Here is a 21,687-nt window from a genome sequence, read left to right as displayed (position 1 = left end):
TAGAATATGAATCAGTCAAAATTAGAAAAATATTTAGAAAGAATTCATTATTCCGGAATTAGGGAAGTGAGTATGGAAGCATTGAAAAAAATTCATCAGCTTCATCCCCGGTATATTCCTTTTGAAAATATTGATCCCTACACCGGAACAGTACCTTCGTTGGATGCAGATGATGTTTTTCAGAAACTTGTTATTGAATGCAGAGGCGGATATTGTTACGAACAAAATCTGCTTTTAAGTGAAGTGCTGAAATACTGGGGTTTCAGTGTTCAATTGCAATTGGGAAGGGTTGTATGGAGAAGAGATGAAAACAGCAGCGCTGCCAGAACCCATTTATTGCTTATTGTTGATCTGGAAGGACAAAAGTACCTTGCAGACTGTGGATTTGGAACTGTCACTCTTACATGTCCTTTGATCCTGAATGAAAAAGAGCCGCAGCAAACTCCTAATGGATTGTTTAAGATTTCACATAAAGACGGAAGATATGTGCTTTGGACATGGCGGGAAAAATGGCTTCCGGTTTACCGTTTTGCCTTAGAGCAGGTGGAACCGGCTGATCTGGAAATTGCCAACTGGTATCTGTCTACTCATCCGGAATCAGGTTTCAGGAAAAATCTTGTTCTTTCAAAAGTCGATGAAAATGCCCGGTACACTTATAGTGGTCATGTGCTGAATATCCGGCCTAATGAAGGAATGAAAGAATCCATATCCATAGAAAATAATATACAGCTGTTTGAAATGCTTAAAAATACTTTTGGACTGAAGGAAAATGCAATCGAAGCTTTGGAGAAAAAAATAGAAAGTTAACCAATCGTTCAGATTGAAGATTGCCGTTTTAACCATTACACGATCTTTTTATTAGTGTACTAATGGTCAAAAAAAGAAAGAGGTTATCTCAAAAATGAGACAACCTCTTTGTTATTTGAAAAATTAAATCTGTAGGAAGATTAAGGATAAAGAGATTTGGTTCCGTTGCTTACGATATTGCTTCCCAGTCCGGAGAATGATACGGAGAATTTGCTTGCATTAAAGCTTAAAGAACCGGTTGGAGTACAAAGTCCCAATGCATATCTGCACTGTCCGTATGCCCCTGTTTTTTTAAGGATTTTGCTTTCACTTTTCGCTTTTCCTAAACTGATGGAGCCCCAGTCGCTTACATCAGCATTTGAAACGGTAGATCCTGAATAATAAATGGTGATCTGGTATCCGATCTCACCTCTTTTAGATCCCCAAAGCCAGTTGGCTGTCCACCATTGCTTGTACCATTTGGAAACTGCTCTTGATGCCTGGTCGTTGGATGCTTCGCTGTTTCCTCTTGTATCCATCATGACCAATCCGCCAAAGATGTTATCCCAGATAATTCCTGAATCATTGTAAAAGCATAGGGTCTTGAAATTTCCGTCTTTGCTGTTCCATGTTACTTCCATTACATTTGTGCCGGTCTTTACTGCCTCTGTAATGGTTTCTTTCAGTCCTGTTTGGGCCGTCACCAGATCTTCTCCGGTATACAGATCACCGATCTTTCCGATCTTTACAGAAGATGGATCCATAATATTTCCCAATGCAATAAACTGATCTCTATCAGAAATCAGGTTTTGAGAAAGTTCGATTCCTTTTTGTGTTGAGATTTTCCCGATTACACTTACTTCTGCGATCTGCAGATCACTTTTCAGAAAGGTTTCAAGATTTTTTCCGGATTCATTCAGCTGCGCTTGTACCGTTTCAGGAACAATTTGTGAAGAGAGTGGAGTCGTCTCTTTTTTCAGATCTGCAAGGGTTACCCTAGCCTGGGCTGTTTCCTGCTGGATAATTTCATTGTTCTCATCACGGCAGCTGTTAAGTGCCAATACCGACAGTACGGCAAAAACTTTAAAAGTAGTTACTAATTTTTTCATATTAAATCTTTTAGGTTGTGTATTGTAAATATACATAATCATTACATAATTCTCAATAATTTGAATTAAATATTTGTTAATAAATTGTATTTTTTGATAAATTATGATAGATGAAAGGGGTTTGGGAAATAGAATCAAGGGCCAGGAACCAAGAGTTAAGAGCCCAGACAGGAGATGTAGACATACGAGATTTGAGACAAGAACTGAATAACCAACAACCTTAACCTTAGAATTCTGAATTTGTTCTCGTAAAATCTTAAAATTTATTTAAATTTTGAATTCACGGTAAATACATGTATAATCTTTTCGTAATTTTACAGGATGGAATTAAGCATTGGAGAAATGGCACTCATTGCCATTGCAATCGTTGTATTATTCGGACCGGATAAACTTCCTCAAATTGCACGTGATCTGGGATCAGGTGTAAGAAAAATGCGTGGGGCAGTGGAAGATATCAAAACGGAGATTATGAAAGAAACAGACAATCCTGTTTCAGAAATCAAACGTGAAATTGAAAAGGTGAAAGATGCTGCCAAAGATTTCAACCCTGTGAATGATATCAAAAAAGATATTTTGACAGAGCCAGCATCTTCATCCAATGAACCTCCAAAACCGAAACCTTCTGAAGACGAAACTTATGAAGGACCTGTAAGCAGATAAGGTATGGAGGAAATCATTCAGGAAGATAAAAAGGTATTTTTGTACCTTAACAATTTGGGAGACTCCTCTTTCGATCAGTTCTGGATGCTGATTTCCAGTACATGGATCTGGGTTCCCCTTTATATTATATTTCTTTATTTTTTATACAAAAATTACAAACTAAGATCTTTAGTTTTTATTCTTATATTTCTAGCACTTGGAGCAACGGTTTCTGATCAGCTGGCAAGTGTTTTCAAATATGGAGTGGCGAGGTTAAGGCCCTGCCATGACCCAACTCTGGAACATCACATAAGAATTGTGAAATGTGGCGGACAGTTTGGATTTTATTCCGCGCATGCTTCCAATACCTTCTTTTTAGCATCTTTTTTAAGTATTTTGCTGAAAAATAAACTTAAGTGGTTCCCATATGTTATATTTGTATGGGCTATAGTGGTTTCCTACAGCCGAATATATTTAGGAGTGCATTTTCCAATTGATATTTTGGTGGGGGCGTTTGTTGGATCTTTATTGGGAGTGTTATTTGGTGCACTCGCCAGAAAAGTGATCAACAAGCAAAATATAACCTCATGAAAAAATTTTTGTTATTTTCAGTTTCCGTCTGTCTTTCGTTGAATGTCTATGCCCAGGATAAGAAACTGGCAGAAGACTGTTTTAAAAAAGCAGATTATAAATGTGCGGAAGAAAAGTATTCCAGGCTGGCAGAAAAAGAACAGATCCAGAAATTCCAGTCAGAATATTATGATTATCTGGGAACCGCTCAAAGAAGGCTTGGCAAATCAGAGCTCGCCCTGAAATCTTATGAATCTGCTTTAAAGACTAATCCCATGTCAGTTTCCGTATATGCGAATCTCGCTTCACTACACAGCCAGAAAGGAAATAAAACAAAGGCATTGGAATACATAGCGAAAGGACTTCAGGTAGATGATAAGAATCCTGATCTTTACCTTACACGTTCCAAAATTTATGATGCACAAGGCAAAAAAGATCTTGCTATCCAGGACCTTAATCAGATCCTGACCTTTGCACCTGATAATATTTTTGCTAAGACAGGGCTGGCCAATCTGAAAAAGAACAACGGTGAGCTTGACGGAGCCCTGAAAGATTACAATCAGCTTATTTCAGAAAAGCCGGAGTCTTTACTATACAATGGCAGGGCAGATGTTTATTTAAAAATGAAGAAATATAAGGAAGCCCTTACAGACGTTAATAAAGCAATTTCCATTGACCCGAAATTTTCACAGTCCTATGTGACAAAAGCACTAATACTATTTGATACAGCCAAACCTAAAGAAGCTTGCGGGAACCTTGATAAAGCGGTGAGTTTGGGATATGAAAAAGCTGTACTGGGAGAGTATTATGCTAAGTGTGTAAAGAAGTAGACCGCTTCTTTAAACCTTTCACAAAAAATGGATAGATAATTTGATTTATATAAATGTAAAAATGGCCTTTACAGGGCCATTTTTCAGTATTAGTCATTATGATAAGGCTTTCCCTGAAGGATCTGGTCGGCTCTGTACAGTTGCTCTACAATGAACAGACGGATCATCTGATGGGTAAATGTCATTTTAGACAATGACATCTTTTCGTTGGCTCTGCTGTACATTTCTTCAGAAAAACCGTAAGCTCCTCCTATCAGAATATGAACTTTTTTTACGGAAGAATTCATCCATGCATCAATTTTTTGAGAAAATTCACGGCTGGTGAACTGTTTTCCTTTTTCGTCAAGCAGCACAACAAGATCATTTTTGTCTATATGATTCAGAAACAGCTTTGCTTCCTCCTTTTTTAGAAGATCCGGAGATAAGTTTTTGGCATTTTTGACGTCAGGAATCTCTGTAATTTCAAAATTCCAGTGTTTGGGTAGACGGTTGAGATAATAATTGATTAAAGACGTGATTTCCTTATCGTCTGTTTTGCCGATACAAAGTAAGCTGATTCGCATTGATGAAAGTTTCAAAGGACAAAGATAGGGCTTTTATGCTCAAAGTTTAAGATTGGGTATTCGAAGTTTAAAGTTACTGGTTATTCAGTTCTTGCCGCAAGTGTAGTATCTCTATGTCTCCTGTCTTGGCTCTTGATTCTTGATTCTTGATTCTTGATCCACTTTTTAAAGTTATCTAATTTCCACTGTTTTCTGTTTAATACAAAAAGTATTACCATGATAAAGATAAAAAGATCAGGATTTTTTATACTTTTGACTTGTCATGATGTATTTTATGTAATTTGGCATTGGAAATAGGAGGAAGAAAATATTTATATTTGTAAGGAAAGATATATAGAATCTCTGAAAATGATAATGATTTCAGAGATGAAATCTTTTACTAATTGTGTAATTGCAACAATAGATGAAGATAAAAGTTCCCAGATTTATCCTGAAGATTCAAGATTTTTTTGACGGTATCCATATTCCTGTTTTGGGAATATCGCTCTGGCAGATGTTTCAGATCTATATTTCCGGGATTTTCAAAGGGAATATCGGGAGAAAGGCTGCCGCCATTTCGTGGAGTTTTACCATCAGTTTATTTCCATTTCTTCTTTTCCTGCTTTCAGTCTTGCCCTATATGCCGCATTATGATAAGCTGCAGTTTTATATTTTTGAAGTGTTGATGCATAATGTATTTCCATCCGTTATGGAAGGGGATATACGTGGGTATATTGAGGCTAATATTGTTCCTAATATGAAAGGAATCAGTAACCTGACTATTGTGCTGGCTTTGATTTTTGCTACGAATGGAACTTTTTCTCTTATCAGTGGGTTTAATGAAAATTCAGATGAAAAACTTAGTGATGTTAAAGAATTTATTCTTTCATTTTTTATCACGATCGGATTTATTACCATTGTATTTTTTGCTCTTTTCGGGGTATATTATGCGGAGGTTGTGATGAAACCTTTCACCCCGGCTTATGATATTTCATGGTTGGTCAATAACCTTTCCAAGATCATCGGATTTGTTTCATTTCCGCTGTTTTATTTTATCTTGTTAACGCTGTTTTACTGGCTGGGAACGGTGAAGATTACCAGATTCAGACAGGCAATTCCCGGAGCGGTTCTGACTACGGTCTTATTCCTGGTGACGACTTATATCTTTGCGATTTATGTAAAAGATATTGCCCGTTATAACGTGCTTTACGGCTCCATCGGAAGTATGATCCTGTTGATGGTCTGGGTCAATGTGAACGTATATCTTCTGCTGTTCGGAAATGAATTGAATATGGCGATCCGAAAGCTCAGAATAGAAAAGCTGCTGTCTGATGAGATTCAAAAAGAAACCGTTCAGTATCATCCCCATTTTTCAGAGCCTGACTTTGAGGGAGATGAACAGCATCGGAGAAAGCTGGATGACCGGGAAAAAGACTAATTTTCTTCCTGCTCCGGATTTTCTTTGGAGCTCATACTTAAGATCACGAATCCTGAAACGGCTGCTATGAAAGAAGCTATCAGAATGGCAAATTTAGCCTCATCCTGGATATGAATCTCATCTTTAAAAGACAGAAGCGCAATAAAGATAGACATGGTGAACCCGATACCGGCCAGCAGTCCTACACCGATCATTTGAAACCAATTGCTGTTTTGAGGTAAAGAACTAAGCTTTAATTTAATAGCAATGAAAGAGAATACATTGATCCCGATGAGCTTTCCTAATATAAGTCCGCAAATAATCCCCATTCCCAGAGTACTTGTGATGCCTGAAACCATATCACCTGAAAAAGTAATATTGGTATTCGTAAGGGCAAATATCGGCATGATCAGGAAGCTTACCGGAATGTGAAGCTGATGTTCCAGTTTTTCTAAAGGAGAAATCTCCACATTCGACGCATTGGTAGGAATAGAGAAGGCCAGCAAAACGCCTGCTATCGTTGCGTGAATTCCGGAATGATGAAGGAAATACCATAAAAACAGGCCCGGGATAATATAGAATATGGTTTTGGTAACTTTTAAAAAATTTAAAACAAATAATAAGGCCGTTACTCCAACAGAAAGAAGAAGATAGGTCCAGTGGATTTGCTCTGTATAGAAAATCGCAATCACAAGAATAGCGCCTAAGTCGTCTACAATAGCCAATGCGGCTAAAAATATCTTGATGGAATTAGGAATTTTCTTTCCCAACATGGAAATGATAGCCAGTGAGAATGCAATATCTGTTGCCATAGGAATTCCCCATCCGTTGCCGTATACAGTTCCGGCATTGAATAGAGTGTAAATAACGGCTGGAACAAGCATCCCGCCTACAGCTGCAAAAATAGGTAATGAGGCATTTTTAAAAGATGAAAGCTCACCTTCTACAAGCTCTCTTTTTATTTCAAGACCCACCAAAAGGAAGAATACAGCCATCAATCCGTCATTGATCCAGATGCTGACCGGGTATTCCAGCCCGAAAAGGTGAGTCCCTACTGCCTTATCTAAAAAATGCTGGAAAGCTTCTGCTGCTGCTGAATTAGCAATTAATAATGAAATAAGCACGCAGAAAATAAGGATGATTCCCGAGGATTGGCTGTTGTTGAAAAAATTTTTAAAATAAAGAGATAAATTCATAATTAAGATTGTAATCGCCTCACTCTTGAAACACCATTGATATTTTTAAGTTTTTTAAAGGTTTCTTCAAGCTGACCTTTATTCTTTACTTCCAGGTTGATATTTCCGGTGAAAACGCCGTTGTTGGATTCAATGGACATGCTTTTCATATCCATTCCCATGCTTCCACTGATGACGGTGGTGATATCGTTGATCATTCCCATTCTGTCGAGTCCTTCAATCTCAATTTTTACTCTGTTCTTGAAGCTTTCGGCATTTACCCATTTGGCAGGGATGACACGATAATCGTATTGTGCTCTAAGGTTAATAGCATTCGGACAGTTGTCACTGTGTACTTTGATTCCGTCTGAGATGGTAATAAATCCGAAGATCTTGTCTCCAGGGATTACAGTACAGCATTTTGCATAGCTGTAGTTCAGCTTCTCCTCATCTTTTCCGAAGACGATCATATCAAGATTCTGCTCTTTCGGTTCTTCAAAGTGATGGTTCTTGGAAGGAGATTTTCTGAACCTGGAAAGTAAATTGTTGAATACGTTTTTACTTTCTATATATTTTCTAAGGCTGCTCGCATCCAGCTCATTGCTCTGGAATTTCAGGAACAGCTCCTGAGAAGATTTCAGATTAAAGAACTTCTGAAGCTTATTCACCTCTTCATCATTGAAATTGATTTTCGCATGACGGAGCTTTCTCTGCAGGGTTTCTTTACCTTCCTCTACCAGCTGGTTTTTCTGGGAGTTCAGATAACTTTTGATCTTGGACTTGGCTTTTGAGGTGACCACAAATTCCAGCCAGTCAGACTTTGGCTTCTGATTCTGTGAAGAAAGGATATCGATCTGATCCCCGTTTTGAAGGACATAAGAGATCGGTACCAGTTTACCGTTGATCTTAGCACCCAGACATTTCATTCCCAGATCAGAGTGAACGGAAAAAGCAAAGTCAAGAGCTGTAGCATTGGTGGGAAGAATTTTAATTTCTCCTTTTGGCGTAAAAACGAATACTTCTTTTGAATAGAGATTAAGCTTGATGTTATCCAGTAGTTCAGACGTAGAAAGGTTCTGCTGCTGTTCAAGCACTTCACGGATCTCAGTGACCCATTTTTCAAAATTACGGTCATCGGAGCTTTGTTTGTAACCTTCCTTGTATTTGTAATGTGCTGCCACCCCTTTTTCAGCGATCTCATCCATTCGCTCTGAACGGATCTGGACTTCGATCCATTTTTTATCAGGTCCCAGAACCGTTAAATGGAGACTTTCATAGCCTGTGGAGCGAGGCTGGGTGATCCAGTCACGCATTCTGGACGGATTGCTGTGATAGACATCGGTAACGATAGAGTAGATCTTCCAGGCAAGGAATTTTTCATTTTTGGCATCAGATTTATAAATGATTCTGATCGCGTAGTTGTCAAAAACCTCCTCAAAGGAAACGCCCTGCTTCAGCATCTTCCGGTAAATGGAAGAAATAGCTTTTGCACGGCCTTTGATGGTAAAGTTCAGACCTTCTTCCTTCAGCCTTTCCGAAACTTCGGTTTTAAACTCCTCAATATATCTTTCCCGGCTTTCTTTAGCCAGTTCCAATTTCTCTGTGATCTCAATGTATATCTCGGGATTGTTGTATTTTAAAGAAAGATCTTCCAGCTCAGATTTGATGTTGTAAAGTCCAAGACGATGCGCCATGGGAGCGTAGATATACACGGTTTCCGAAGCGATTTTCTTCTGTTTGTCGGGAGCCATGCTTTCCAGGGTACGCATATTGTGAAGGCGGTCTGCAATTTTGATAAGAATCACCCTGAAATCCTCAGAGAGGGTCAGTAGGAGTTTTCTGTAGTTTTCAGACTGTACGGAAATATTCTGATGGTTCATGATGGAGATCTTGGTCAATCCATTCACGATATTGGCGATCTTTTCCCCAAAGATCTTTTTCAGATCTTCATAGGTATAATCAGAATCTTCTATGACATCATGGAGCAATGCACAGGCGATGGAAGTGGCACCCAAACCGATCTCTGTTGCCACAATTTTAGCTACGGCAATAGGGTGATAGATATAAGGTTCTCCAGACTTTCTCCTTTGATCTTTATGAGCATCCAATGCAATATCGAATGCTTTCCGGATGAGCTTGTTATTTTCCTCATCCAATGTTCTGTATGTATTAGAAATCAGGTCCTTATATCTGGCAAGGATCTCTTTATTCTCTTGTTCTAAATCGTAACTCATTTGTGCACATGCCTATAATAGGACGAAAATACGAAAATTTTTAGTTTTTTCAAACATAAAAAATCCGCAGAATAGTCTGCGGATCTATGGTTATTAGGTTTTATGCCGATTAGAATTTTACTTCTGAATTCATACCATCGCTTGCTGTCCTGATTTTAATATCAGGACTGTTATGAATTTCAGCCCGGTTTCTGGCATCAATATATTTTTTAACAGTGTCATAATTGGCCTGTTCAATACTCATATTTTCAAACAAATATGTTTTTAGAACTTCATTTTTAGTGAAAACACTCCGGGCAATATCAGCCTGGCTGTCATCTTTCACAGCAACACTGGCTAAATATTGCGTACTATGATTCTCACTGTTAAGGTATATGATGTAATCTGAATTTTGGAATCCTGAATTTTCAAGATCATCCTCTAGCTTTTTGTAATCGCTGTGATGCTCAAATAGCCCAGCTAATATATTTGACATAATTGGTGGGTTTTAAAGTTGTTACTAAAGTTAATAATAATTCTGTTATGTTCCTAATTTATTTTCAATAAAATTCATCTATTGTTATTTTATCTATAATATAATATTAAAATATTTGAAAAAATCTATTGAACGGGTGTTTGGTTTTTATGATATAATAAAAAAATAAAATCTGTAATTTAGAAAATCAGATCTTCTAAATGTCTTTATTTTAAAAAGAAGCAGGAATGACCTTTTTATTTAACTCTAATTTTTTGATGTTGCCGGTTTGGCTAAACCAATAGGGATCTTGTGATTTCCTATAAAGATAAAAGCCGGCTATAGTTTATTCAATAATAGATTAAAAAATTGACTGTAATTAGCTGTTCAGTGTTAAAAATTAGAATTTGATCCGGTTATTTTAAAGGCTGTGAAGACAGAATCTGCTGCATTGATTCTTTTTAAACCTTAATCGGCTTATCTTTATCGACTTAAATGAAACACTAATATTCAAAGATTTTGCGTCTAACTTTTTTAAAGCAGGCTTGATAAGCACATGAAAAATAAAAACCTTAGAAATAAGTTGCTTCTAAGGTTTTTATTGTGTGAACTTGTTTAAAGTAAATGGCAGCTTAAAAATTCTAACTTAACATATAAACCTAACAGGTTTTTAAAACCTGTTAGGTTTACTACCTCAAATATCCTTAAAATTTTTAGGAAACTTTAAACAAGTTCTGTTATAGATTTTAAATCTTAATTAAATTCTTTCATTCTTGATTTCCTCTACAATTTCAGGATTCAATAGGGTGCTGATATCTCCGAAATTACTGAAGTCACCTTCTGCTATTTTTCTCAATATTCTACGCATAATCTTTCCTGAACGCGTTTTAGGAAGTCCGGAAACAAACTGTATCTTATCCAGCTTGGCAATAGGCCCGATCTGATCTGAGATCAGCTGGTTGATTTCTTTCTTAAGGTTTTCTTTATCACGGCTTTCTCCTGTTTCTTTAAGGGTAACATAGCCATACAGGGCATTTCCTTTGATATCGTGCGGATAGCCTACAATTGCAGACTCTGCTACGGCAGGGTGCTGGTTGATGCTGTCTTCGATAGGTGCAGTCCCCAGATTGTGGCCGGAAACAATGATCACATCATCCACACGACCGGTGATTCTATAGTAACCTACCTCGTCTCTCAACGCACCGTCTCCTGTAAAATATTTCCCTGGAAAAGCAGTGAAATAGGTTTCTTTATATCTTTGGTGGTCTCCCCAGATGGTCCTTGCAATTCCCGGCCATGGAAAACGGATGCAAAGATTTCCGGTTACCTGATTTCCTGTAATTTCATTACGCTTGTCATCCATCAGAACGGGCTGTATTCCCGGTAAAGGAAGGGTTGCATAGGTTGGTTTTGTAGGGGTAACGAAAGGAAGAGGTGAAATCATAATTCCTCCTGTTTCCGTCTGCCACCATGTATCTACGATCGGACATTTTTTCTTTCCGACATGGTCATTAAACCAGTGCCATGCCTCGTCATTGATAGGCTCACCTACAGACCCGATTACCTTTAATGTACTCAGATCATGTCTGTCTACCCAGTCAGTGCTTTCTTTTGCTAAGGAACGGATAGCGGTAGGAGCGGTATAGAACTGAGTGATCTTATGCTTTTCAATGACCTCCCAGAAACGGTCCGGTTCCGGATAGGTTGGAACGCCTTCGAATATGACCGTAGTAGCACCGTTCAGCAGTGGTCCGTATAGAATATAAGAGTGTCCTGTGATCCATCCGATGTCGGCAGTGCACCAATAGATATCGTTTTCCTTATAATTGAAGACATTTTTAAAGGTGTAAGCTGTATACACCATATATCCTGCACAGGTATGAAGCATTCCCTTAGGTTTTCCTGTAGATCCAGAAGTATACAGAATGAAAAGAGGATCTTCAGAATCCATGATAACGGTTACAAAATCCGGAGACGCTTTTTCATAGAGATCAGTCATCCAGTAATCTCTCCCTTCTTTCATTTTGATCTCGTTGCGGGTTCTTTTTACGACCAATACTTTTTCAACAGTTGGGCTCTTTTCCAGGGCTTCGTCAACGATGCTCTTTAAGTCAAGAACTTTACTTCCCCTGTAGCTTCCGTCTGAAGTGATTACCATTTTAGCCTCACAGTCATTAACTCTTGAAGAAACAGCAGCAGCAGAGAATCCGGCAAAAATCACGGAATGTACAGCCCCAAGTTTAGCACAGGCCAGCATGGTAACGGCCAGCTCGGGGATCATCGGAAGATAGATACAGACCCTGTCTCCTTTTTCGATTCCCATGTCACGCAGAATGTTGGCGGTTTTGTTAACACGGATGTATAATTCGTTGTAGGAAATATGCTGAGCTTCTTCTTTGGGATCATTCGGTTCCCAGATGATGGCTGTTTTGTCTCCTCTGATCGCAAGATGCCTGTCGAGACAGTTTTTGGTAATATTAAGTTTTGCGTTTTTAAACCACGTGATCTTCGCTTCGTTCATGTCGTACTTAACAACCTTGCTCCATCTTTGGTACCACACAAAGTTCTGATCGGCTACATTGTCCCAGAATTTTTTAGGGTTTTTGATCGATTTTTTATATTCCTCAAAATAATGGGGTAAATCTTCTATTAAGTAATTTCTCATATCCCTTTCGTTTTTTTGAAATTTTATTTGATAATTGTTTATGTCTTATTCATGTTTTGCTCTCGCAGATTATGCAGATTGAGCAGGTTTTATATTGAAAATATCTGATTTTAATACTTTGGGAGCTTTCATGCATTAAGTTGTGCTTAGAAGTAGCTGAAAGTGCTTAAAAATGATACTTAAATATATGTTTAATTTCTGGGTTAAGCCTTATAAATCCTGATTTTTTCCTGGATTTCGTCAATGATCTTTTCATCATCTATCGTTGACGGAATCTGAAAATCTTTTCCATCCAGTAATGTTCTGATAAGCTTTCTTAAAATTTTTCCGGACCGGGTTTTAGGTAATCGTTTGACAACCATTGCATTTTTTAAGAAGGCGACTGCCCCGATCTTTTCCCGTACCATCCGGATGATATCTTTTTCAATTTGTTCCTCAGAAATGAGCGTTCCGTTTTTCAAAACAACCGTAGCAAAAGGAACCTGTCCTTTCAGATCATCATCAATGCCTACGACCGCACATTCAGCAACATCAGGGTGTGATGAGACGATCTCTTCCATTTCGGAAGTGGAGAGCCTGTGTCCTGCCACATTGATCACATCATCCACCCTTCCTGTGATGAAAATATAACCGTCCTCATCCTGTATAGCACCATCTCCTGAGAAATAATATCCATTGTATTGGGACAGGTAGCTGCTTTGGAAACGCTCATAGTCATTCCAGATTCCCAGCATGGCTCCCGGCGGAAGAGGAAGTCTGATCACCAGGTATCCTTCGTGATGCGGATCGAGTTCCAGTCCGTTTTCATCGAATATTTTAATGTCATATCCGGGAATCGGCTTTCCGGCAGAGGCTCTTTTGATCTTATACTGATCATCAAAGGTCATTAAGCCCAGCATCGGCCATCCGGATTCCGTTTGCCACCAGTGATCGATGGCGGGAACTCCGATATGTTCTGCGAACCAGTCTAACGTCGCTACGTCGCACCTTTCGCCGGCGAGAAACTGTTTTCTGAAATGAGACAGGTCATATTTCTTTACCAGCTCACCGTTGGGATCTTCTTTTTTGATCGCTCTTATAGCTGTAGGAGCAGTGAACATGACAGAGACCTTATATTCTGAAATAATCCTCCAGAAGGTTCCGGCATCAGGAGTCATGATAGGTTTGCCTTCAAAAATAATCGTGGTATTTCTGTTAATTAAAGGTCCATAGACAGAAAAGCTATGTCCTACAGCCCAGCCGAAATCCGAAGCCGCCCAATAGGTTTCTCCGGGCTTCACTCCATATACATATTTCATAGAAAACTTCAGGGCTGTGGCATAGCCTCCGGTATCACGGACTATTCCTTTAGGCTTTCCTGTGGTTCCTGAAGTATAAAGCAGATAGAGTGGGTGAGTGGATTCTACAGATACACAATCAGCGGGTTCGGACTTTTGAATGAGTTCTTCGTAGTCGGTCAGCCCGTCAAACATTTCATGCTGATTGTCAACAAGTCTTCTGTTGTAAACAATGATATGGTCTACTTTATCCTGTGCCAGTTCGATTGCCTTTTCTACCAATGGGAGATAAGGGATTCTTTTGGCGATTTCTATTCCTGCTGTTGCTGTGATCAGGACCTTGGGCTTGCAGTCGTCGATTCTCACCACCAGTTCATGAGGAGCAAAGCCTCCGAATACCACATTATGGATAACCCCGATTCTGGCACAGGCAAGCATGGCAAAAAGAGTCTGCGGGATCATTGGCATATAGATAACGGCTGTATCTCCTTTTTGTAAGCCCAGAGAAGTCAAGCCTCCTGCTAATTTGGAAATCTCTTCCTGAGCCTGCCTGAATGTGTAAGTCTTCTTTTGGTTGGTAACAGGTGAATCGTAAACTATGGCCGTCTGATCGCCAAAGCCGTCTTCAATATGCTGGTCAATGCATAAATAGCACATGTTCAGCTGCCCGTCAGAATACCATTCAGGGTAACCATTTTTATCTTTCGAAAGGATCTGCTTTGGGAACTCAAACCATTGTATTGCCTCTGCCTGTTCCTTCCAGAATTCTTCTTTATTGTCTATACTTTGTTTAAATAACATATCTGCATCCATATCAATAATTGTGTTTCCTGTTTTAATTTTTTTGTGTAATATCATGCGAGGAGCGAAAGCGACGAAGCAGCCTGTTCATCATCTTAACCTTGTTAACTGATCTTAATGGTTTAAGTTTAGATTTTGAACCATTAGGATTAAATTAGCTTTTAAGAATAATAAGCCTGGCCATATGCTTCATCTGACTTCCCTTTACTTACAATAACAGCTGGTCATTAGTCTTTATTCTTTTTCTCTTTATTCTGATTTTTACTGTCTCAAATCTAAAGTCTTATATCTTGATTCTTGATTCTTGGCTCTTGGCTCTTGATTCCTGGCTCTACTCCTAAAACATCTCCTCAATCTGCTGCATCAGCTTTCTGATCGAATAAGGCTTCGTTACATAGGCATCGGCTCCCATTTCCAGGCCTTTTTCAATGTCTCTCGGATTGTTTTTGGCGCTGAGGAAGATGACTTTAGTGTCTTTCAGCTTTTCATCCTGTTTGATGATGTCCAGTGTGCTGTATCCGTCCAGATTAGGCATCATGATATCCAGTAAGATGACATCCGGAACCATGGTTTTTAAAAATTCCAGAACTTCTGTTCCGTCCCGTGCGATATACACATCATAACCGTTCTTCTTAAAACTGTATTCCAGCGACATTAATATCTTGTGCTCATCATCTGCAATGATTATCTTTCTCATAAATGGGTTTTAATGGTGTTCAACTTCATTTTTAGTCTCTTTTATAGTTTTTTCGGGAATGCTTATCGTAAAAGTTACGCCTAATCCACTATTTTCCGCTTTTATGCTCCCTCCGTGGGCCTGGATGATCTTTTTGGAAATAGCCAGCCCGAGCCCGCTTCCTGTAGGTTTTAAAATGTTTTGGTTTTTAGACTGATAAAACTTATCAAAGATCATTTCCAGATCTTCTTCAGGGATGTGCTTCCCTGTATTAAAGATGGAAATCATCAATTGACGGTCTTTTTCAAAGAGCTTTGTCTGTATCGTTCCCTGTTCATCTGTGAATTTTAAGGCATTTCCCCAGATATTCTGAAACAATTGGATCATTCTCGCTTCATCATATTCAAAGATAACCTGATTCAGAAGATTGACCTCGCTTAAATGGATGTTTTTCTGCTGTATCAGATGGAGGAGCGGGTTTAATGCTTTTTTATAGGTTTCAATAATATTATTCTGCTGAATATGTAAGGAAATTTCACCATGCTGAAGCTTATCCAGGTACAGGATATCGTTGATGATCTCACTTAATCGGTCAGACTCTGTGATGATATTATTTAAAAACTCCTGTTTGATCTCAAAAGGAATATCGTCATCATCTGCTAAAATTTCCCCGGCAGAGCGGATGGCAGTGATGGGGGTTCTCAGCTCATGGGCTACGGAATCCAGGAAATCATCTTTCTGGCGATCCTTGATGATCAGGCTTTCATTGGCGGTTCTGAGGTCGTCAGAAAGTTTTTGCAGTTCTTCAGACTGTTCGGTAAGCCTCTTATTTAAGCTTATATTTTCTTTAGACTCTTCAAGGATATTGAGAACTTCCTTTAAAGATATTTTATCCTCTTTTGTTACACCTTCAATTAAAATTTTGGCAGATGCGGTTCCGATTCTTCCTGCTAAAAGGTTTTCTGAAAATTTAATGAACCTTGAATCAGCAGTTTCAGTTTTAGAGTCGATATTGTATTTTAAATTGAAGATCCTGAGGGCTTGCTCGGTTTTATTTTTGCCTAAAAACCTTTCAAGAATATTCTGAATATCCGAAATATAGGCTGTTCCACGCCAGATAAAGGCATTTTCATGGTTTTGAATGTATTTGTCAATATCTACATACAGTTCTGCGAAATTTCTTTCACGGTAATTCCCTTTGATGCTTACTGAAATAATAGTAAACAATCCTGTATTGATCAGAATTGACCAGAAAAATATCTGAGGAATTCTTCCTAAGTAAGGAATGGTAAAGAATCCGAAAGCATCATACATCTCTCTCAAAACTCCCTTGAATTCCTGATTGTAAGAAAAGTAATATTGAGGGATGATGAGTCCGAAGTAGCAGACCGCTAATCCGGCAGCCAGCCCGGCAACAGCTCCTTTGTAGCTTCCCCTTCTCCAGAATAGAGCCCCAAAAAATGCAGGAGCGAGCTGGGCGATCACAACAAATGAGATCAAGCCTACGGAATCAAGCGATGTTTTCAGAATAAAGTACTTATAGAAAACATAGGCCATGATAATTAAGCCGAAAATGCTGAATTTCCTGATATTGGTAATGATTCTTGTATTTTGCTCTTCATTTTCAGATTTCAATTTTCCAAGCAGCCCGTAAGGAATGATGAGGTTGTTGGAAAGCATAATGGATAAGGTAATGGCGGAGATGATGATCATGGAGATACATGAGCTCAGTCCTCCAAGAAATACCAAAACCGTAATTAGGGTATTATCAAAATGTTGAGGGATTAAAATAGAGTAGAACTCAGGATTGACCTTTTGCCCGTCAAAAATTAACCGGCCTCCCCAGGCGATCGGAAAAATAAATACGGTGAATATCAAAAGGTAAAGCGGGAAAAACCAGATCGCTGTCCTGATATGCTTTTCCTGTCTGTTTTCAACGATGGCGGTGTGAAACTGCCTTGGCAATATGCAGATCGCTGTAGCGGAGATCATACACAGAATCATCCAGTTCATGGCACCTTCAACCCCGTTAAATGTATTTTTCTCTTTGAAATCTTCAAACTTGCTGGCCTGCTGATAGATATCCGAAAACCCGTCGAATACATAATAGATCACAAAAAGTCCCAGTATGATAATAAAGAAAAGCTTTAAAAAACTTTCTAAGGCAATGGCAGAGATGATCCCCAGACGTTTTTCTGATGCATCTACATACCTGGTACCATAATAGGATGAGAATAAAGCGATCAGAACAACTACAAATGTCGCGTTGTCCGTCAGGATATCTTTTGACATTGATGTTTCTGTCACCAAATGAAAAGTTTCAGAAATCGCTTTGATCTGCAGTCCGATGTAAGGAACGATGGCGAGAAGGCAGACTATGGTAATGATAGCGCTCAGACTTCTGCTGTTTCCGTATCGTAAAGCGATGAAATCGGCAAGGCTGCTTATTTTGTTGACCCTGGAAATTCGTACAATTCTTGTGTTGATGTAGATCCAGGCAGGAATGATCATAATAGGACCGATATAGATCGGCAGGTAGTTCAATCCGCTGGTGGCTGCTACACCAATGCTTCCGTAATAGGTCCATGCCGTGCAATACACAGCCAGAGATAATGCATAGATGTAAGGATTGTTGATCCAGAGCTTGCTTCTTTTCTTCTCTGCCAGGTGGGCAACTAAGAAAAGGAGAGCCAGATAAAACAGGACTACGAAAAATAATGCAAAACTACTCATCATACCTTTTTACAATTACAAACGAGATCACGATGGAAACCATCCAGACCGCGAACAGGTAGATCAGGATCATGGGATAGCCTAAAACTTCTTTTTCACTGTTGAAAAGAAGTGAAATAGGGATGCTGAAAGCAATCATTAATCCGATGCTCAGAATGATCAGTTTTTGCTCGTGTCTCTTTTTCATAAATCATGATTGATAAAAGATAATTGATGAATGCCGCATTCATCAATTATCCATATTATTTTTGTTTTTATATTTTATCGTCAGAATATTCTCCTGTTAATGCATAATATCCGAAAACAGCCATTCCTCCGGAGATGATCGGCATCAGTACAAACAGAATGATGATTCCGAAAACCAGATCCTCCTGCTTTCCTGAGGTGATCTTTGGAATTCCAAGAACTGTAATTCCGAAATATCCCACAACTAAGGCTATTGCGATCCAGAGTACACCTAATATTTTTTTTAGTCCGTTCATTTTAGTAGTTTTAAAATTAATAAAAATTTGAGTGATTCAATGCTTAATCGTGAAGATTATTGTTCTTATTTTTAAGATAGAACAATCCTATGATCAGACAGACAGCAGCAACCCCGATCGGGTACCAGAGTCCCTGAAGATACCATGTAGGATGGCCCGCATCTTTACCCACTGTTACAAGATATGTTGCTACGGCAGGAAGAAGCCCTCCAAATACCCCGTTTCCGATATGATAAGGAAGTGACATAGAGGTGTACCGGATTCTTACCGGGAACATTTCAACAAGGAATGCGGCAATAGGTCCATATACCATAGTTACAAATATCACCTGGATAAACACAAGGAAGATAATGTACCATTTGGTGTCATCGCTCAGTCTTAAAGATTGTGAGACTTTGGCTTCTTCAGCTTTTCCTTCTTTCATGACAGGACCTGCAGCAGACCAGTGAACCGTGCTGTCTTTTTTAATAAGCGTTCCGTCTGTATAAACAGTTTCTTTGTGGAAGGTAACCAGGCTGTCGGTTGCGATGTCGGCGTGGATCTTTGCTGTTCTTTTTTCTGAAATTCCGTCAGCTGCAACCGTTTTGTTGTCAAGGCTTACGCTTTTAAACATGCTGTCATAGATAGGTCGGTAAGCTAAAATAGCCACCAGCATTCCTGTCATCATTACGGCCTTTCGTCCGATCTTATCAGACAGCCATCCGAAAAAGACAAAGAAAGGAGTGCCTAAGAACAGGGCGGTAGCCATCAGGGAGTCAACCTGGGCTGATTCTACATTCATTACCTTTTGAAGGAAGCTCATGGCGTAGAATTGTCCTGTATACCAGATTACCCCTTGTCCCATAGCTGCCCCGAATAAGGCAAGCAATACAAATTTGAAGTTATACTTATTTCCGAAACTTTCCTTTAATGGATTTTTTGAAGTTTTTCCTTCACTTTTAGCCTTGGCGAAAAGCGGAGACTCTTTCATGTTCTTTCTGATGATGTAGGATACTCCCACCATTAAAATAGAGATCCAGAAAGGCACCCTCCATCCCCAGCCATCAAACTCTTCAGGAGAAAGAGACGTTTTAGTGATCAGGATAACGATCAGTGAAATGAAAAGTCCTGCTGTTGCGGTTGTTTGGATCCACGAAGTCCAGTAACCCCTTCTGTGAGGTTGTGCGTATTCAGCAACATAAGTGGCGGCACCTCCATATTCCCCTCCAAGTGCAAGCCCCTGCAATAGTCTTAGAATTAAAACCAGAACTGGCGCGAGGAATCCAATGGTTTCATAGCTGGGAATACATCCGATAAGAAAAGTGGAGAATCCCATGATCAGTAGAGTCACAAGGAAGGTATATTTTCTTCCGATAAGATCTCCCAGCCTTCCAAAGAATAAAGCGCCAAAAGGTCTTACCACGAATCCGGCCGCGAAGGTGGCCAGCGTAGATAAAAATGCCGCGGTAGGATTATCGGCAGGGAAAAATTTAGTAGCCAGAACAACGGCAAGACTTCCGAAAATATAGAAGTCATACCATTCTATCAGGGTTCCGAGTGATGAGGCTGTGATAACGCTCCAAATGGTGCGGTTTTTCTGCCTGTCGGTCATATTCTCGTAGCTTTCGTGGTGATTTTCGCTCATATTGATTAGTTTTGATGTTAATGAAAAATGATATTAATTCATCCAAAATTTTTACTGGTTTGAAGATTGATTCTTACCCATTAAGAGATTTTAAAAGGATTTAAGAAGTGTTAAGATCATTGCTGAAGTCCGTCTTTGATGGGCTTACCTTATCTTAATGCCTTCATTATGCTTAATGGCTTATTGTTTTTTTATCTATTAAACAGAAATTTATAAGTAGATCTGGAACTGTACGATGAATTCCCCTTTTGAAGATGGACTTTCTGTAGGATTTGTATAAACAGGTCTGGTTGAATACTGTGTGGTGATTTTAGCATGATGTCCGTCTATGAACCAGTTGGCGCCTACATCAAATTGTGAGGAAGACTTCTCAAATGCTTCAAAGCTTTTGTGGGTATAAGCTGCAAAAGGCTGTATTCTGATTTTGGGCTTTTCTGCCTGGCTAGGTAGTAATAAACCGGCCTGCGCGTAGATAATATTACCTGTTCCGATGGTTGGCTGCAGATTTCCCGGGCCTGCGATCGCTTTATTACCGATAAAATTAGGATCGTTAGCACCAATATTCATGGTTCCAAGGTTTCTTACGTAGTTGGGGCCGAAATTATAATTGTAATATCCGGCATAGGCAGAAACCGCCATTTTGTTTTTAGCTTCTCCCAATGGAATGTCTGCGAATGCATCCACTGCCAAAAGAGTAATGTCGTGCTTTTCAACAGTTGAATTCACGGAAGTTCTCGTTCCGTCTGCCTGATGATAAAAGCCGGCTCCTACGTTAAATACTTTTTTGGTTCCCAGGTAAGACCCCACTTTGAAAGGAAGCGTGTTGGATTCTTCATCAAGGAACTGATATTCAAGATATCCAGCTTTTGAAAAACTCGGGTTTCCGTTATTGTCAACGGCAACCGCTTTGGATGGATCAGTAACATCTACCGGAGTCAGATCGGTTGCAAAAGGTTTATTTAAGCTGAAACGATATTCTAATTTTCCATATTTTCCTTTGGCAAACATCCCTAGTTGCCTTGCGAACTGGTCAGAGTTGTCGATCAAAGGCCATGAGAAAACCGGGGAGTCCAGAGTAAGGAAATTTAAAGTAGAAGCCATGGTCATACGGGAAAGCCCCATATAATAATGAAGCCCTGCCCCTAAAGATAAACTGAATTTTCCCGCTTCTCCAGGTAAAAGAACGGAATATTCATTCCAGGCATCATGGAAAAACAGCTGTGTTTTCTTTCCATTTCCATACCCTCCTGTTCCTGAAGTGCCTGTAGCACCGCCATTGATGAATGTCTGGTTGTTGATCCCAAAATGGAGGAGAATCATATATCTTTTAGAAACCTGAGCATACGCTAAAGCACGTAATCTCCTGTTTCCCATATTCCAGGAATTGTCTGTGGGTTCTCCGCCGACCATCGTACCGGGATTCATGGAGGTATTTCTCAGCCAGAGCTGGTCCCATAAGATAAATCTGACGAATTTGTCTCCCTCAGGATTGAGGTTTACTTTTAAGCCGCTGCCGTAATCAGGAGAACCTTGTGAATATAGAGAACTGCTGATTAGGGCTGCTCCAATGAATGTGAGTAATTTCTTCATAAATTATCAATTTTTGGCGTTGTTTTTTATGAATGCCAAATTGGAATTAATAATTTATTTACGAAAATTTAATATATATTAGT

18 protein-coding genes are annotated in these 21,687 nt (G+C 39.3%); 5 read left to right on the top strand and 13 right to left on the bottom strand.

What is annotated here, in order from left to right:
- Nucleotides 1-6 precede the first annotated feature (6 nt).
- Nucleotides 7-807, top strand: coding sequence for an arylamine N-acetyltransferase family protein (locus tag AC4IF5_RS00495; protein WP_490730685.1), 801 nt, complete (start codon nt 7-9; stop codon nt 805-807).
- A gap of 140 nt (nt 808-947) precedes the next feature.
- On the opposite strand, the gene AC4IF5_RS00490 is transcribed toward AC4IF5_RS00495, so the two are convergent.
- On the bottom strand, nt 948-1,895 hold the full coding sequence (locus tag AC4IF5_RS00490) for a hypothetical protein (protein WP_490730684.1): 948 nt from the start codon (nt 1,893-1,895) through the stop codon (nt 948-950).
- Between the two features lie 321 nt (nt 1,896-2,216).
- Here AC4IF5_RS00490 and AC4IF5_RS00485 point away from each other — a divergent pair, with 321 nt between their 5' ends.
- From AC4IF5_RS00485 to AC4IF5_RS00475, 3 genes are read left to right on the top strand one after another with little or no spacing between them, the layout of a single operon-like run.
- Nucleotides 2,217-2,555 carry a Sec-independent protein translocase subunit TatA/TatB gene (locus tag AC4IF5_RS00485; RefSeq protein WP_490730683.1) on the top strand — a complete coding sequence of 113 codons (339 nt, stop codon included), beginning with the start codon at nt 2,217-2,219 and terminating at the stop codon, nt 2,553-2,555.
- Nucleotides 2,556-2,558: 3 nt separating this feature from the next.
- Nucleotides 2,559-3,125: a phosphatase PAP2 family protein gene (locus tag AC4IF5_RS00480; RefSeq protein ID WP_490730682.1), complete on the top strand. Its 567-nt coding sequence runs from the start codon at nt 2,559-2,561 to the stop codon at nt 3,123-3,125.
- On the top strand, nt 3,122-3,934 hold the full coding sequence (locus tag AC4IF5_RS00475) for a tetratricopeptide repeat protein (protein ID WP_490730681.1): 813 nt from the start codon (nt 3,122-3,124) through the stop codon (nt 3,932-3,934). Before AC4IF5_RS00480 ends, AC4IF5_RS00475 begins: the two co-directional genes overlap by 4 nt.
- An 89-nt stretch (nt 3,935-4,023) precedes the next feature.
- Here AC4IF5_RS00475 and rlmH read toward each other — a convergent pair whose 3' ends face one another.
- A complete protein-coding gene (gene rlmH, locus AC4IF5_RS00470; RefSeq protein WP_490730680.1) occupies nt 4,024-4,497 on the bottom strand; it encodes a 23S rRNA (pseudouridine(1915)-N(3))-methyltransferase RlmH in 474 nt (157 codons plus the stop codon).
- A 403-nt stretch (nt 4,498-4,900) separates the two neighbouring features.
- Here rlmH and AC4IF5_RS00465 point away from each other — a divergent pair, with 403 nt between their 5' ends.
- Complete coding sequence (locus tag AC4IF5_RS00465) at nt 4,901-5,914, top strand: YihY/virulence factor BrkB family protein (RefSeq protein ID WP_490730679.1); 1,014 nt, start codon at nt 4,901-4,903, stop codon at nt 5,912-5,914.
- Here the strand turns inward: AC4IF5_RS00465 and nhaA are convergent.
- From nhaA to AC4IF5_RS00410, 11 genes are all read right to left on the bottom strand, one after another.
- Nucleotides 5,911-7,089, bottom strand: coding sequence for a Na+/H+ antiporter NhaA (gene nhaA / locus AC4IF5_RS00460; protein ID WP_490730678.1), 1,179 nt, complete (start codon nt 7,087-7,089; stop codon nt 5,911-5,913). The two genes, AC4IF5_RS00465 and nhaA, sit on opposite strands and share 4 nt — an antisense overlap.
- 2 nt (nt 7,090-7,091) lie before the next feature.
- Entirely contained in the window at nt 7,092-9,302 is a 2,211-nt protein-coding gene (locus tag AC4IF5_RS00455) for a RelA/SpoT family protein (RefSeq protein WP_490730677.1), read from the bottom strand.
- 109 nt (nt 9,303-9,411) lie between these two features.
- Entirely contained in the window at nt 9,412-9,777 is a 366-nt protein-coding gene (locus tag AC4IF5_RS00450; RefSeq protein ID WP_490730676.1) for a hypothetical protein, read from the bottom strand.
- 736 nt (nt 9,778-10,513) lie between these two features.
- The gene (acs, locus tag AC4IF5_RS00445; protein ID WP_490731334.1) at nt 10,514-12,448 is read right to left on the bottom strand and encodes an acetate--CoA ligase; all 1,935 of its coding nucleotides are present in this window, start codon (nt 12,446-12,448) and stop codon (nt 10,514-10,516) included.
- Nucleotides 12,449-12,624: 176 nt separating this feature from the next.
- Complete coding sequence (locus AC4IF5_RS00440) at nt 12,625-14,511, bottom strand: AMP-binding protein (RefSeq protein WP_490730675.1); 1,887 nt, start codon at nt 14,509-14,511, stop codon at nt 12,625-12,627.
- A 325-nt stretch (nt 14,512-14,836) separates the two neighbouring features.
- Nucleotides 14,837-15,196 (bottom strand): response regulator transcription factor, encoded by a 360-nt coding sequence (locus AC4IF5_RS00435; protein ID WP_490730674.1) that lies wholly within the window; start codon nt 15,194-15,196, stop codon nt 14,837-14,839.
- A gap of 9 nt (nt 15,197-15,205) precedes the next feature.
- Entirely contained in the window at nt 15,206-17,908 is a 2,703-nt protein-coding gene (locus AC4IF5_RS00430) for an ATP-binding protein (RefSeq protein ID WP_490731332.1), read from the bottom strand.
- Nucleotides 17,901-18,095: a hypothetical protein gene (locus AC4IF5_RS00425; protein ID WP_490730673.1), complete on the bottom strand. Its 195-nt coding sequence runs from the start codon at nt 18,093-18,095 to the stop codon at nt 17,901-17,903. The genes AC4IF5_RS00430 and AC4IF5_RS00425 overlap by 8 nt, the downstream gene beginning before the upstream one ends.
- A gap of 67 nt (nt 18,096-18,162) precedes the next feature.
- On the bottom strand, nt 18,163-18,390 hold the full coding sequence (locus AC4IF5_RS00420) for a DUF6814 family protein (RefSeq protein ID WP_490730672.1): 228 nt from the start codon (nt 18,388-18,390) through the stop codon (nt 18,163-18,165).
- Nucleotides 18,391-18,433: 43 nt separating this feature from the next.
- Nucleotides 18,434-20,014: an MFS transporter gene (locus AC4IF5_RS00415; protein ID WP_490730671.1), complete on the bottom strand. Its 1,581-nt coding sequence runs from the start codon at nt 20,012-20,014 to the stop codon at nt 18,434-18,436.
- 210 nt (nt 20,015-20,224) lie between these two features.
- A complete protein-coding gene (locus AC4IF5_RS00410) occupies nt 20,225-21,604 on the bottom strand; it encodes a porin (protein WP_490730670.1) in 1,380 nt (459 codons plus the stop codon).
- Nucleotides 21,605-21,687 lie beyond the last annotated feature (83 nt).

Source organism: Chryseobacterium sp. UF-290, from assembly GCF_058245615.1.
This window is presented reverse-complemented; position numbering and strand designations above follow the sequence as displayed.